The sequence below is a fragment of the Nostoc sp. DedSLP03 genome (assembly GCF_034530815.1).
Classification (GTDB): domain Bacteria; phylum Cyanobacteriota; class Cyanobacteriia; order Cyanobacteriales; family Nostocaceae; genus Nostoc.
Map to the genome: position 1 here is coordinate 1 of NZ_JAVRCK010000058.1, position 15,598 is coordinate 15,598.

9 protein-coding genes are annotated in these 15,598 nt (G+C 42.3%); 3 read left to right on the forward strand and 6 right to left on the reverse strand.

What is annotated here, in order from left to right:
- Positions 1 to 32: 32 nt before the first annotated feature.
- Both RM368_RS24490 and RM368_RS24495 read right to left on the reverse strand, forming a co-directional pair.
- Positions 33 to 779, reverse strand: a complete 747-nt coding sequence (locus tag RM368_RS24490; RefSeq protein WP_322696443.1) for an ABC transporter substrate-binding protein — start codon at positions 777 to 779, stop codon at positions 33 to 35.
- Between the two features lie 281 nt (positions 780 to 1,060).
- A complete protein-coding gene (locus RM368_RS24495; protein ID WP_322691836.1) occupies positions 1,061 to 2,023 on the reverse strand; it encodes a TauD/TfdA dioxygenase family protein in 963 nt (320 codons plus the stop codon).
- A 451-nt stretch (positions 2,024 to 2,474) separates the two neighbouring features.
- On the opposite strand from RM368_RS24495, the gene RM368_RS24500 reads away from it, so the two are divergent.
- Positions 2,475 to 3,134, forward strand: a complete 660-nt coding sequence (locus RM368_RS24500) for a DUF1003 domain-containing protein (protein ID WP_322696444.1) — start codon at positions 2,475 to 2,477, stop codon at positions 3,132 to 3,134.
- Positions 3,135 to 3,510: 376 nt separating this feature from the next.
- Here RM368_RS24500 and RM368_RS24505 read toward each other — a convergent pair whose 3' ends face one another.
- The 3 genes from RM368_RS24505 to RM368_RS24515 form a co-directional block, all read right to left on the reverse strand.
- A complete protein-coding gene (locus RM368_RS24505; protein WP_322696484.1) occupies positions 3,511 to 4,563 on the reverse strand; it encodes a sulfate ABC transporter substrate-binding protein in 1,053 nt (350 codons plus the stop codon).
- Between the two features lie 451 nt (positions 4,564 to 5,014).
- Positions 5,015 to 5,248: an EF-hand domain-containing protein gene (locus tag RM368_RS24510; protein WP_322696485.1), complete on the reverse strand. Its 234-nt coding sequence runs from the start codon at positions 5,246 to 5,248 to the stop codon at positions 5,015 to 5,017.
- Positions 5,249 to 5,595: 347 nt separating this feature from the next.
- Positions 5,596 to 5,811 carry a hypothetical protein gene (locus tag RM368_RS24515; protein WP_322696445.1) on the reverse strand — a complete coding sequence of 72 codons (216 nt, stop codon included), beginning with the start codon at positions 5,809 to 5,811 and terminating at the stop codon, positions 5,596 to 5,598.
- A 392-nt stretch (positions 5,812 to 6,203) separates the two neighbouring features.
- Between RM368_RS24515 and RM368_RS24520 the strand changes: the two genes are divergently transcribed.
- Positions 6,204 to 7,631, forward strand: a complete 1,428-nt coding sequence (locus RM368_RS24520; protein ID WP_322696446.1) for a DUF456 domain-containing protein — start codon at positions 6,204 to 6,206, stop codon at positions 7,629 to 7,631.
- Between the two features lie 429 nt (positions 7,632 to 8,060).
- On the opposite strand, the gene RM368_RS24525 is transcribed toward RM368_RS24520, so the two are convergent.
- Positions 8,061 to 9,209: an alanine--glyoxylate aminotransferase family protein gene (locus RM368_RS24525; protein WP_322696447.1), complete on the reverse strand. Its 1,149-nt coding sequence runs from the start codon at positions 9,207 to 9,209 to the stop codon at positions 8,061 to 8,063.
- 531 nt (positions 9,210 to 9,740) lie between these two features.
- Here RM368_RS24525 and RM368_RS24530 point away from each other — a divergent pair.
- Positions 9,741 to 15,473 carry a putative Ig domain-containing protein gene (locus tag RM368_RS24530; protein ID WP_322696448.1) on the forward strand — a complete coding sequence of 1,911 codons (5,733 nt, stop codon included), beginning with the start codon at positions 9,741 to 9,743 and terminating at the stop codon, positions 15,471 to 15,473.
- The last annotated feature ends 125 nt before the right edge of the window (positions 15,474 to 15,598 follow it).

The window sequence follows — 15,598 nt, forward strand, 5'->3', positions numbered from 1 at the left end:
ATTCTTTTTCAGCAGTTCTGATTCCAGTTTACCTAATTGATGACACGCCCTAGGTAATAACCTCCTGGCGTTTTAATTCCTTGGGCATTTCGTAAGACTCGAATAGTGCCTTCCCGTTGCAGCTTGATCAGACTAGGATCGCTTTCTACAAAAGCATCAACCGTCTTGTTCAAAAACGCTGCTCTTCCATCTGCAATGGCTAGATTCACTGATTCAATATCACTGATTTTTAGCCCTACTTCTTCAAACGCTTTCACCACAAAAAAGGTCTGAGCCGTCCCTCTAGAATAAGCAACTTTTTTACCTTTAAGACCTGCCAATGTTTGGATTGGAGAATCCTTTAACACAACAATTGCTGAACCTTCTCCAGTACCTGGCGGGGTATTAACTACATAAATCAGATTAGTACCAGCTGCCTGAGCAAAAATAGGTGGTGTTTCACCGGTTGGCCCCATATCGATACTACCCACATTTAAGGCTTCTAAGAGTGGTGGCCCGGACACAAATTGAGACCAAGTAACACCTATTCCTTGAGGAGCTAAACGTTTTTCAATTACCCCTTTTTCGTGTGTTAGATCCCCAGAAACTTGGTAGCCAAGCCGAACAACCTTAGTACTGCTACTACTCTTAATAATATTGGTGTTACTGGCAGTGCTATTGCCGATACTGGTCTTGTTTGTACCACAACTGGCTAAAGTCGTAAAAGAAATTAATCCATAGAAAGCGTAGAGTAAATCACGTCTGGATATCGAATATTCGCCAATTTGCACTTTTCTCATAACTTTGATATTGATACCTTTAGGCAAAAGTTTAGGCAGTGTTATACTGTCTCCCTTTTCTCTCTAAAAAACTTTCAAACATCTTTTTAGAGAGAAAATAGAGATGCTTTTAGAGTCTCCTTAAAAAGAAGTGCTTAGACTTTCATTCTCTCCTTGAAAAGCTGCGATATATATACATCTCCATGCTCGGCTAAAGATATCATTACCGCCTTATTCCCCCTTTTTAAGGGGGAATTCAAGAGGCGGCCTCTCGTAGACAAGAAAACCAACAGAACTCAGGTTTACGAAAGTACTGGTTGTGGTTCCTTAGATTCAGCTTTTTGCTTGAAGACAGTTGGTACTTCCGCGTTGAACACCTCACCTTGAACCACTTGGGAGCGGAAACCATCAACTCCAACTGGAACATCACCAGTAATGGTGGTGCGATATAACAAACGCTCCACATCCAAATGATCTAAATCTTGAGGAGCTAAATGCACAGTAGCGCGGTTATCCCAGAACGCTATGTCACCATTGTTCCAACGGAAACGGGTGGTGTAAGCAGGCTTGGTGATTTGGTTGAAGAACAACTCAAGTAACAGTTTGCTCTCTTGTGGTGACACATCAATAATGTGCGAGGTGAAGCCAGGGTTCACGAACAACGCACGTTCACCAGTCTCAGGATGAACCCTGACTACTGGGTGGATTGAGACTAGTGGATTGACAGCAATGCGCTCGTCGAATTTGCCGTTGCGGGGCTGATACCCGCCCCCATTAAAGCGATGTTCAGCTTTCAATGTGTCTGCTAGCGCCCGTAGAGGTGCTGACAGTCCTTCATAAGCTGCAACTAGATTGCTCCACTGAGTGTCACCACCGAAGCTGGGGACATTAACCGCGCGTAAAATTGAACCTGCTGGTGGATTAATAGCTGCCGTTACGTCTGTGTGCCAAGGACCACCAGTGCGAAAACCGTACTGCTTCTCATAGAGCTTACGATCTACGGGTTTGATCTGTGGGAATCCTGGTACTGGTTCAGGCTCTCCGAGTGGATGCGCGAAAGTTACTTCACCGAAACGAGATGTAAACTCAACCTGGGCAGCATGATCGATGTTCTGACCACGAAAGAATACAACTTTCCATTTCAATAACGCTTTACGGATTTCTTGAACTTGTTCGTCAGAAAGAGGACGGGAAAGGTCTACGCTACCGATTTCGGCACCGATGAAACCAGCAACTTGTTTAACTTCTATATGTTTGTAGCCCATGTAGATTCTCCAAAGTTTGATCTGTAGGGTGGTGTTCACACTCGCCTGTTTTCTTTGGAATTTTGCCAATATTCCGATCGCAACATTCCTGTGCTGGGAGTAGAACTGAGAATATCATACATTATTCCGATAGATTTACCGTAGTATGCAATGCTATTTAACAATTTCCTGTGTTTTTGCAGCTAGATTCGGAATTGATACACTGATACCCTTCTCTACGAGAGGCTCTTGCTAGCTTGCTTAAGAGGAGGGGTACGGCAAAGCTACTTCGGCTGCGCTCAGGACAAGCTCAGTACAAGTCAGTGACCATCGTATACATCGCTGGAATTCTCACGAGTAATTACTTCTATTTATCGTTTTGAAAAAAAAGAATATTTGCTTCTATCGGCGGTAAACCTTAATTTTAAAGTATCAAGCCAAACACATACTGAATTAACTAAACAGGTGTAGCATGAGTATAAGCAAAAAAATATTGTCAAATAGCGTTGATGTACAAGCACTTCAAAACACTCAAGTTGCACAGAAAGCTCCAGACGCATCGATAGAGCAATTAACGCGCGGACAACAGCTTGCTGATAAATTAGCAAACCATGTAGGCTCTTGGAAATTCCTGATTTGCCAAAGTACCATTTTGGCCGGATGGGTGGGAATGAACTTGACACCAGGAGTTCCCCACTGGGATAATTCACCGTTCATCATGCTCAACTTAGTGTTTTCATTTGCTTCAGCCTACACAGCGCCAATTGTATTGATGAGTCAGAATCGCCAGTCTGACACTGACCGCAGAAGTGCCGAAATCGACCACCAAGTGAATCTTAAAGCCAGTCAAAATATTGAACTACTACATCAGAAATTGGATGAATTACACTCTCAAAGGCTTAACGAACTAACTCAAATTATCAAAGACCAGCAACAAATTATTAATGAGATGAAAGAAACTTTAGTATCTAGTCCGACAGATAATAAAGAAGCTAAAGTGGCTCTATTACCAGGCTTGCATATTCAAATTAATAGCAAATTTACTAAACAACCTTCTAGCAATAAACCTTTTACGGTTGCTCAAGCAGTTGGAGACAATAATAAGGTTGTTGAAAAACTGATTTGTCACTAAAAATCAGCCATAAATGCTTTTTTTATTAGTAGATAAGAGTATGAACTTTCTCTTCATGATAGTCGATTTAGTTAAACTCAAGCTCTTTAAATAGTAATTTTTATTTGGATATTTATCTAAGATTGTAGACCATAAGCTTTTCTCTAATATGGCTTATGGTCTACGAGATGATTTATAAAGTAAAGCTTAAATTGTAGGGTGCGTTATAGCAACGCTTAACGCACCGACAGATATGATGCGTTACGGCTAATCCTGATTTTCTGAAACTCCCAAATCTTTACATAGCCGTAACACATCCTACTTAATATTTACTTTATAAATAGGCTCTACATTCATAATCATGTAGGTTGTAAAAATTTTTAGAATTTCAAGCTATTTATTTTGAAGCTTTCTGAGCTTGAATTTGGTCAAAAATAGCACCTTCATTAAAAAATTTCTGTTGAATATTGTTCCATCCTCCTAAATCTTCAGCTTTGAACAGAGTTTGAACTTGAGGAAAATTGTTACCCAATTCTTTTGCAATCGTATTATTCACAGGACGAAATCCTATTTTGGAAAATTCCCGTTGTATCTCTGGGGTATAGAGATATTGAACAAATGCTTCTGCAACTTTCCGAGTCCCGTGTTGCTCGACGTTCTTATCTACCACAGCAATTGGATTATCAATAGATATATTCACATCAGGGACAACATATGAGAACTTTTCGCCTTTTTGTTTTGATAAAATCATTTCATTTTCATAGTTGAGTAAAGCATCCCCTTGACCTTGTTTAAAGAACAATTCGCTGGCATTACGAGCAGTTTTGGGCAGCACAAGTACATTTTTATAAACTTTGGAAGTAAAATCTAATGCTTGCTTCTCATTCTGACCAGTTTTTGTTACGTAACCCCATAAACTTAAGAAGTTCCATCGCGCACCACCAGATGTTTTCGGGTTAGCTGTCAGTACGCTAACTCCTGGTCTTGTCAAATCTGTCCATGTTTTAATATTTTTGGGATTCCCCTCACGAGTAGCGATCGCACCTACGGATTGGGTGACAATTGCATTATTTGGTGCTTCTTTTTCCCAACCCGGTTGAATAAAACCTGTCTGAACCAGTTTGTCAACATCAAGGGCTAGTGACAGGTGTATCACATCAGCCTCTAAACCATCAATCACATTTAGGGTTTGAGAACCAGACCCATCATAACTTTCAGTAAACTTCAGATTTTGGTTATGCTCTTTTTTCCATTTTTCTACAAATTGTGGAATAATTCGCTCGTATGCAGCCTTGGTCACTGAGTAAGAAACAAACGTTAGGTTTAGATCGCGCTCTGAAGTGGCGATTCTATTAACAGTGTTATCAACATTAGCTCCAGAGCAAGCACTCATCACTATACTTAAGCTTACTCCCGCCAAAAATAGGGATATAAACCCCCAGTTTCTCATAGCTTGCCAAGCTTTAACAGTACGAGTGTGAACTTGTTTCCTGATATAGTTTAACTTCCAAGTATGCTGCCGCTTGTTTCTCAAAATTTCCCTCCTCTATTAAATTCGGTAAGCCGAGAGATTTACTGTAGTTTAGAGGTATTATAAGATAGTTGTGATTCATCGCATAACCTTTGGTTAACCTAAATTTAAACAAGTTGTATATGTAGAACACCGAAAGCACTTCGCCTGCCGGATCGTTGAGACTCTAATGGTGTCAAGTTAAGCTCAAACAAGCAACTAGTAGTTCGCCAAGGAAACGCAAGCGGGGTAAAGGGGAAAGGGAAAATAACAAACCTTTCCCCGACTTTTGCCAAGAAGTCCAATGACCATGAAAATTGCAAATCCCTCAAAGGCGTGGGCTAGAGAGGGATTTTTGGTTATTGGGTATTGGGTGTTAGGGATTGGGTTGCTACTTTAAATTATTTGCTTTCTCAACTGCTTCCTTTAACTCTTCAAAGGTAATACTGCCGTCTTTGTCTGAATCATAATTTACTAGCAATTCCTGGGGACTAGTGGTATTTGTTTCTGATGAAATGATTGCACTTAAACCAGGACTTAAAAAAAGATCGTTAATCGATACTTTGCCATCTCCATCGGTATCTAAGGAATTAAAAAGGGATTGAAGCTCTTGCTCGGTCATGATAAGTTTCTATCTGAACTAGTTTTTCAACTTAATATCTCATTAATCTTTGATTAATATCTCAAAATTAAAAAAACTTGTATCTTTAGACGTAGAAACGGCGATCGCTAAGGCTGAGATCGGGTGTACACAGTGAGTTACAGGGTTTACAGTCTAACGACGAAAATAAATCGACTAGGCGTAGCCCGCACAACTCTTAGAGACGCTCTTGCTAGCTTGCTTAAGAGGAGGTATACGACAAAGCTACTTCGGCTGCGCTCAGTACAAGTCAGTGACCACCGCAGGCATCGCTTCTTGGTTGAGTACAATTTCAAAGCCTTGCGACAAGGGACTTCCAAATAAAAAAATAATCAATCGCTTTGGAGAGACTTGGGAGAGGGGGGAGACTTGGGAGAGGTATTGCTACCTTGTCTACCTTGTCTACCTTGTCCCCCTGCTCCGATTGGATGCAAAAATTGAGTAATGTAATTTTTGGATGTCCCCAATTCATCAAATGCCTTACGGTTTAGTCCAGTCAATGCTCTCAGCAAGCGGTCTTCTTTCAAAACCCGATTGATGTCTAGCATTTTTCTGTCTGATTCCAGTTGCTAATCGTTACTCTACCTGATGAAGCGACAAGTCTAAAGAAGACTAGTCAAAAATTCTTAGCTAATTTTCCGGAATGGGTAACAATGGCGTGGTAGTAAATATCAGAGCATCGATATTATACTGAACCTCTATAACTAACCTTCGGGGAATATATCCCCATTGTTTCCCTCAAGAACCCGGTTATTAAAACCGGGTTTTTGGTGTTTATACCAAGTTACAGTCGAGCAAATCAGGGACAGAGCGATGCCTACGGCTGGCTACACCAACGCAGCACTTCTCTCAATTGTCTGGGTATCAAATAAAACTATTGTCCAGAAACTTTTAAGAGATTTTATTGGTCTGGTTCTTCAAATTCTGCAAAAATCAGCCAATGTCATCTTCTGCTCAAGGTATTCCCGGATTACCCGATTTGACGCATCCAGTTGAGCTTGTTCAATTTGGAACCCAGGCGCTCAAAGCTTCATTGTTATTAGTATTTTTGGTTGTAGCTTTAGGAATTGCGATCGCACTCATCAGTTTTTCTCTGCGTCGCAGCCAGCCGGAAGAATTTATATTCATTGGCGAATGGGCTGTGCGTTATTCTCAACTGTTACGGGGATTACAGCATTTAACTCTAGTATTAGTCTTGTTAGTTCCGGGATTTTTTCTCTGTTCGACTTTGAGCAATCGCTATCACTACTGGGAACAAACAAAGGTGGCTCAAGTGGCCCAAAGTGTCGCAGGTGAAAAGCTCGAACAATCTGCCCCGCAAGTTCGCTACTCGATTCAAGAGCCATACTCCTATAACACTCAAGTTAATGGCAAAATTGTCAAGGTAAATGAGACACGACAAATCAACCGCTTCTTAACGTTGGCTGGTTCGCAAATACAAGTCAAGCTAGACCAAAGTGTAGATGTTCCAGGCCACAGTTCAATTTATCAGGTAAATTACACTGCTGATTATAAAGTAGTTAACCAACTCAAGGATATTAATAATTTCTTTTTTGAAGCATCGCCACCTAACGGCTACACACTGCTTGCTAGCTACAAAGTTGAGCGTGACGGTACTAGGTTACAACAAACCAATCCGGGAGACTATGGCTTTCCCTTCCGGCTGCAACCAGGAGAAGAAACTACCTTTCGAGTTACCTATCAGGCTCAAGGCGGGCCGCGTTGGGTTTATAGTGCAACGGGACAGTTGCTTTCTAATTTTCGCCTCACAGCAATTGCCAACTTTGCTCCGGCTGATTTCGCTAGTGGTGTTGTACCGAATGAGATTAAAGTTAACGGACGCAGTACTCAGTTTACTTGGATATTTGACGATAATGTTTCAGTCAAAAATCCATTTGGAGTGTTTACTAACACCGAACCCATTCGTCATACTGGCATCATTCCCCGGCTGTTATTACTAGCACCGGCAATATTTTTGTGGTGGATATTGCTGTTATATTTGTCACTGCCAATGAGTTTTAGAAATATTGCGATCGCTGCTAGTATTTTCTTTGCTTGTCTGTTGACTTTGACTTATCTAGCTCGTGTTATCAATGCTCAGTTGGCTTGGACTTTAATTTCGGTCGTTTTACTAATTTTAACATGGGGATTGGGAGCAAGCCGCAGTGGTTCTTTGGCTGCGATCGTTGCTACTATTGCTGGAGCAGTACTACCTATTTTTGGATTATTAATACCGTTTAGCGGACTAACCCTTAGTTTGGCGGGTTTGCTTTCAGCGGTTTGGCTAGCAGTTCGTCACTGGTTTGGCTGGTACAGTTTGCACCCAGAAGATCAAAGATTGCAGACTCAGAAAAATGCTAAAGATTAGATAATTCCGCTATGATTAGCGAAGTTTTAGCGTCGGGTATTTATGGATAACGATTTACTCGCTTTCTTTGCGGCGGCTGGGTTACTCATTCTCTATCTTATCTTCTCAGCTTTAACTGAAATGGGGACTAAATTGCCTTGGAAGAAATAAGCTGATGGGCTAAAAAGTTTACACTTTTAAACCTTATTGGGCTTGGAAAAAAAAGTAACCATCATTTAGGCTTAGGTAATATATTGATTGTTCGAGGAGTGCCAAATGCGCGATCCAGAGAAGAACCAGATTAAAGTCGAGCCGGCAACTCTGGTTTTGATTGTATCTGTTTTAATACTTTTGCCTCTGCTGGTTGTTGGTTTTTTCTCGCAGTGAAGTTAGCCCGATGCTCTTTTTCTCAGGTGCGTTAAGCTACTCTTAACGCACCATATATCAAAACTACTTAGGCAAAACCTGCCGCAATGCGGCTAAAAGTTGGTCAACACTTTCCTTTCGACTATTAAAGCCCATCAATCCCACGCGCCAAACTTTACCTGCGAGTTCGCCAAGACCACCGCCAATTTCAATATTATGTTCATTGAGTAACTGCTGTGCGATCGCTTTCCCATCTACCCCGGCTGGAATACGGACAGTGGTAAGTGTTGGCAATCTATACTCTTGCTCAACGTGCATACTCAGTCCTAAATTCTCTAAACCTTCCCAGAGATATTCTACGTTTTTTTGATGCCGTTGCCAGGAATTTGCTAATCCCTCTTCTGCAAGCAAACGTAGTGCTTCTCGCAATGCATAGTATAAATTTATGGGTGCTGTGTGGTGATAGGTGCGTTCAGCACCCCAATACTTACCCAGCAACAACATATCTAAATACCAGTTTGCAACTTTCGTTTGCCGTTGTTGCAATTTCTCAACTGCACGCGCACTCATTGTAAAGGGAGAAGCACCAGGCGGGCAACCTAACCCTTTTTGGCTACAACTATAGGCTAAGTCAACTCCCCAAGTATCCAAAAATAAGGGGACGCCGCCCAAACTTGTCACCGTATCCACTAATAACAAAGTGCCAAATTCACGACACAAATCAGCAACCCCTTCCAAGGGTTGACGTGCGCCAGTGGAAGTTTCGGCATGAACTAAAGCTAAGATAGTTGGACGATGAGTTTTTAAGGCAGTTTGGAGTTCCTCCAAATTGAAGACTTGTCCCCAAGGTTTGGTAATGGTTCGCACATCAGCGCCATAACGTCCAGCCATATCCACAAGGCGATTACCAAAATAACCAGTTACACCGATTAAAACGACATCACCAGGTTCTACAGCATTGGCAATGGTTGCTTCCATTGCAGCTGTTCCCGTACCACTGACTGCAATGGTAAGTGAGTTTTCTGTTTGCCATACGTAGCGTAACAACGACTGAATTTCATCCATGAGTGCGAGAAAAGTTGGGTCAAGATGCCCAACGGGTGAAGTATTCATTGCTTGGAGAACTGTGGGATGGGCATTAGATGGCCCTGGCCCCAACAGCAGACGGGATGGGATTTCTAGCGGCGTGAGTTGCAAGCGCCCGGAGTCGTTAATTGAAATTGTTTGCGTCATAAATCTCTTTTCATTTAGACGATACTTACCGGATCATATAGGAATCCGATTTGATTCCTGAACTTACTTGTCTAGGGAGGAAACAAGATATCTGGGAATAGGGCATTGCAGAACAGTGGTATGAATTGAGGCAAGCAAGGGAAACTGGGGGAAATTTTTGGACGTTGCTAAATCATTCCGCAAATATGCAACGTCGGGATATAGATGTGTACTCAACACGGTTCGGATAAGTCTTTTGAACTCAGAATTACCTTTGGGAAAAGGTTACTGGGAAAGGAGAAAGAGGTTTTTTCTCCCCCTTTCCCCTTTCTCCTTTCCCCAAACCGTATTGGATGTTTACTGAGTTTTTTTATCAAAAGTTTCAGCTACTTTCTATGCCCAAAATTTCTAAATCTTCATTAATTAAACTGGTGGATTTACCGAGGGAAAGGATTTATTTTATTCCTACATTGAAAATGAAAGCAACTACAAGAAATGATCTGCAAAAAGTTTCATTTTTGCTGAATATCAGGGATTTACCATTGGAAATTTATGATAAAGCATAATAGCAATAAAAACTTTACTATAAACAAAATATCTAACAGCATTAATATTAAATCAACTTTAGACTTGTATCCTACTCGCCTAGTTTTTATTGACCCAGAGGTTGATGACTACCAAAGTCTGGTAATGGGTGTATTACCAGATACCTCAATTGTAGTCTTAGATGCCAACCAAGATGGTATTGAGCAAATTAGTCGAGTGCTGGAGTCTCATCAAGGAGTCAATAGTCTGCACATTGTTTCCCACGGCGCACCTGGGTGCATCTATTTGGGCAACAGTCAACTCAACAACGAAACGCTTAATCGTTACGCAGCCCAACTTATGGGTTGGGCAAATGCTTTGGGTGAAGACGCACAACTACTGCTATATGGTTGCAAAGTCGCTCAAACCGAGTCAGGTGTATTGTTTATACGCTGTCTGAGCGAATTGACAAGTGCAGTAGTAGCGGCCTCTGATGACTTGACAGGGAGTGCTGCATTAGGTGGTGATTGGGAACTGGAGGTTTCTACAGGATCTATTGTTCCTCGTTTAGCGTTTGGGCAAGAAGTAATAACAGCCTACGCTTCAATTCTATCTGTAGTTCTCGATGCCAGCTTTGATAGTGATGGCAAGGTCACTACTGATATTGGTACTAATACCACTGATATTGCTAGAAGCATTGTCATACAAGACGATGGCAAAATTCTGGTAGCGGGAGTGAGTAATAATAACTTTGCTGTGGTACGTTACAACAGTAATGGTAGTCTCGACACCAGCTTTGGTAATACTGGCAAAGTCACTACTGACTTCGGCAATACTGACATAGCCTACAGCATTGCCCTACAAGACGATGGCAAGATTCTGGTAGCGGGTGCGAGTAGTAGTAACTTTGCTGTGGCACGTTACAACAGCAATGGAAGTCTCGACACCAGCTTTGGTACTGCTGGCAAGGTTACTACTAACTTGGGCAGTACTGACATAGCCTACAGCATTGCCCTGCAAGACGATGGCAAGATTTTGCTGGCAGGAAAGCGCGGTAATGACTTTGCTGTGGTACGTTACAAGAGCAATGGAAGTCTCGACACCAGCTTTGGTGGTACTGGCAAGGTCATTACTAACTTGGGCAGTACTGACATAGCCTACAGCATTGCCCTGCAAGACGATGGCAAGATTCTGTTAGCGGGAGTGAGTAATAATAACTTTGCTGTGGTACGTTACGACAGCAATGGAAGTCTTGACACCAGCTTTGGTACTGCTGGCAAGGTCATTACTGATATTGGTACTAATACCACAGACACCGCCTACAGCATTGCCCTGCAAGACGATGGCAAGATTCTGTTAGCGGGAGTGAGTAGTAGTAACTTTGCTGTGGTACGTTACGACAGCAATGGAAGTCTCGACACCAGCTTTGGTACTGCTGGCAAGGTCATTACTAACTTGGGCAGTACTGACATAGCCTACAGCGTTAGCATGCAAGCTAATGGCAAAATTATTGTGGCGGGTTCGAGTAACAATAACTTTGCTTTAGTACGTTACAACAGCAATGGTACTCTTGACACTGATTTCAACACTACTGGCATTATCACTACTGATATCGGCACAAAGACTACTGATAATGCCTATGCTCTCACCCAACACGATGGTACGGTAATAGTCGCGGGAGTAAGCGCCAATAACTTTGCTGTGGCACGTTACAGGGTTAACCAAAATCCAGTACTAGTGAAGGAAATCGCAGACAAAGAGACTCCAGAAGACATAAATTTCAACTTCACAATCTCAGATAGCTTCCAAGATCAAGATCCTGAAGACATTCTCACCTACACTGCCACTCTCGAAAACAGTGACTCTTTACCCAGTTGGTTAAGCTTCAATGCTGCTACTCAAACATTCAGTGGCACTCCCTTAAATGAGAATGTGGGTAGCTTAAACATTAAAGTTACTGCTACAGATACTTATCTTGCTCAAGTCAGTGATGTGTTTACACTCACCGTTAAGAATGTCAACGATCCGCCAGAAGTATTTCAGGCGATCGCTCCTCAACAAGCAACAGAAGACACACTTTTCAACTTCATTATCCCAGACAACACCTTTAAGGATGTTGATGCTGGCGATATTCTTACCTACACTGCCACTCTTGAAAACGGCGACTCTCTACCGAGTTGGTTGAGTTTTAATGCTGCAACCAAAACCTTCAGTGGCACTCCCTTAAATGAAAACGTCGGTAGTCTGAACATCAAAGTTACCGCCAAGGATATTGCTCAAGCTCAAGCGAGTAATGTATTTACACTCACTGTTAATAATACCAATGATGCGCCACAAGTAGCTTCGCCCATCGCTCCTCAACAAGCAATAGAAGACACATTTTTCAACTTCTTTATCCCAGATAACACCTTTAAGGATGTTGATGCTGGCGACACTCTCACCTACACTGCCACTCTCGAAAACGGCGACTCTCTACCGAGTTGGTTAACCTTCAATGCTGCGACCAAAACCTTCAGTGGCACTCCCTTAAATGCAAATGTCGGCAGCCTCAACATTAAAGTTACTGCTAAAGATACTGCTGGCGCCCAAGCGAATGATGTTTTTACACTCACCGTTAACAACGTCAACGATGCGCCAGAGGTATTTCAGGCGATCGCTCCTCAACAAGCAACAGAAGACACACTTTTCACCTTCATTATCCCAGATAACACCTTTAAGGATGTTGATGCTGGCGACACTCTCACCTACACTGCCACTCTCGAAAACGGCGACTCTCTACCGAGTTGGTTAACCTTCAATGCTGCAACCAAAACCTTCAGTGGCACTCCCTTAAATGCAAACGTGGGTAGCTTAAACATTAAAGTTACTGCCACGGATTTAGCTCTTGCTCAAATCAGTGATGTGTTTACGCTCACTGTTAACAACACCAACGATGCGCCAGAGGTGATGAACGAAATTGCAAACCAAGAAGCAATAGAAGACACGGTTTTCAATTTCACTTTCTCAGAAGACACCTTCATTGATGTCGATGCTGGCGATAGCCTCACTTACACCGCCACTCTCGAAAACGGCGACTCTCTACCGAGTTGGTTAACCTTCAATGCTGCTACCAAAACCTTTAATGGCACTCCCTTAAATGCAAATGTCGGCAGCCTCAACATTAAAGTTACTGCTAAAGATACTGCTGGCGCCCAAGCGAATGATGTTTTTACACTCACCGTTAACAACGTCAACGATGCGCCAGAGGTATTTCAGGCGATCGCTCCTCAACAAGCAACAGAAGACACACTTTTCACCTTCATTATCCCAGATAACACCTTTAAGGATGTTGATGCTGGCGACACTCTCACCTACACTGCCACTCTCGAAAACGGCGACTCTCTACCGAGTTGGTTAACCTTCAATGCTGCAACCAAAACCTTCAGTGGCACTCCCTTAAATGCAAACGTGGGTAGCTTAAACATTAAAGTTACTGCCACGGATTTAGCTCTTGCTCAAATCAGTGATGTGTTTACGCTCACTGTTAACAACACCAACGATGCGCCAGAGGTGATGAACGAAATTGCAAACCAAGAAGCAATAGAAGACACGGTTTTCAATTTCACTTTCTCAGAAGACACCTTCATTGATGTCGATGCTGGCGATAGCCTCACTTACACCGCCACTCTCGAAAACGGCGACTCTCTACCGAGTTGGTTAACCTTCAATGCTGCTACCAAAACCTTTAATGGCACTCCCTTAAATGCAGATGTGAGTAGCTTCAACATTAAAGTTACTGCTAGGGATATTTTTGGGGTTGAAGTTAGTGATGATTTTGCACTTACTGTTAACAACACCAACGATGCACCAGAGTTAGTTGAGGCGATCGCTAATCGAAAGGTACTCATAAATACGCAGTTCAATTTCACGATTCCAGAAAATATTTTCATTGATATTGATGCTGGCGATAGCCTCACCTACACTGCTACTCTCGAAAACGGCGATCCACTGCCCAGTTGGCTAACTTTTAATTCTGCTACCCGGAATTTTAGTGGTACTCCGACGATGGAGAATTTGGGCAATCAAAATATCAAAGTCACTGTCAAGGATATTTCTGGGGATGAAGTCAGTGATGTGTTTGTATTGACAGTTGCTAAGTTCAATAGTGCGCCAATTGTAGATCAAGCGATCGCTGACCAAAAGGCCACAGCAAAAACTACCTTCAACTTCACAATTCCTGAAAATACTTTTAGCGATGTGGATCTTGAAGATACCCTGACCTACACTGCTACCTTAGACAATGGCGATCCACTACCTAGTTGGTTAAGCTTCAATGCTAACGAGTTTACCTTCAGCGGCACTCCTACCAATGATAATGTGGGTAGTTTGAACATTAAAGTCACCGCCACAGATCCGGCTCTTGCTGAAATCAGTGATGTATTTACACTCACAATTGCTAAAGCTAACAATCCACCAATTGTAGAGCAGGCGATCGCTGACCAAAAAGTTACGGCAGAAACTACCTTTAACTTCACTATCCCTGAAAACACCTTTAGCGATGTAGATATTGAAGATACCCTAACCTACACTGCTACTTTAGACAATGGCGATCCACTACCTAGTTGGTTAAGCTTCAATCCTAATAAGCGTACTTTCAGCGGCACTCCTACGAATAATAACTTGGGTAGCTTGAACATCAAAGTTACCGCCAAAGATTCGGTTGGGGCTGAAGTCAGTGATGTATTTGCACTCACCATTGCTCAAGGGATTACTGCTGAGACTAAATCAATCAGCCTCCTCACTAGAATTACAGGTGATATCTTTAGGATCAAAAATCAAGTTAACGGGGAAAAAGCCAAACTCTCAGTCAAGATTAAAAGCAACACTTCTGAAGAAGTCAATGAACTGGGTGTATTTGTCGTTGACGATGCAGAAGGTAGGATTAATGGCGTAGCCCCTGGTGCTGCAAATTACACCGAACTAGCTCTCCAACGGGCAACAGTGCTTCTTTCATCTCTTGCCAAATTACCCAATGGTTTTAATCCCACTGACCTCAGCAGGCTACTGGAGTTCAACTCTGAGAGCAACCTAAGATTTTATTTAATCCGTAGCAGCACTACTCAGGCGGTGCTATCTGGACAAACCCCGTTTTCTCAGGTGCTTTTTTCCTCAGATACGAATGTGGACGATACAGGGTTCTCTCTCAACTTCCAGAATTTGGTTGTCAAGATTGCAGCAACAGAGCAAGATCCACCTCTAGGTACTGGTCTTCAAGGAAAATATGAACCCGAACTAATTGATTTACGGGATGTGAAACAATTGGTGAAAGCCGAATTTGTAGTTCATAGAGAAGCAGCTTTTAACAACTTTGTCGGCTTTTATCAGATAACTGATGAGAATGGTGGCATCGATACCAATGGCGATGGTACAGCAGATGTGCTGGTTGGGCAGGCGGGTTATACTCAAGCAGCTATTAGTCACCGTGTCGCTGGTATTGATTTGAGTGTAGCTAACGAAGGTACAGCAACTTTCACAGGTAATTTCCAACCTAGTGCTATTTTCGTCCCATTTATCATCGTTAATGCCGGAACTGATGCAATTCTTGATAGCAATACCAATAACGATCCGGCAGTTTACTTCTCCTTCTTGGGTGCTAACACTGACAAAGCAGATCATATTCGCCTATTAGGGAATAACGCTTTTGGCTTTGAGGATTTGGCTAATGGCGGCGATCGAGATTACAACGATTTGATTGTCCGAGTTAATTTGAGTATCGCCTAGTCTGAAGTAACTTGGTATAGGTGTAATATAGCCTGTAAGCTTTATTGAGCAAAGAATACAGGCTTTTTTTATGAAAAAGTCAAATATTGAGTTCATAAAGAGCGATCGCATCACTGATGTTTTAG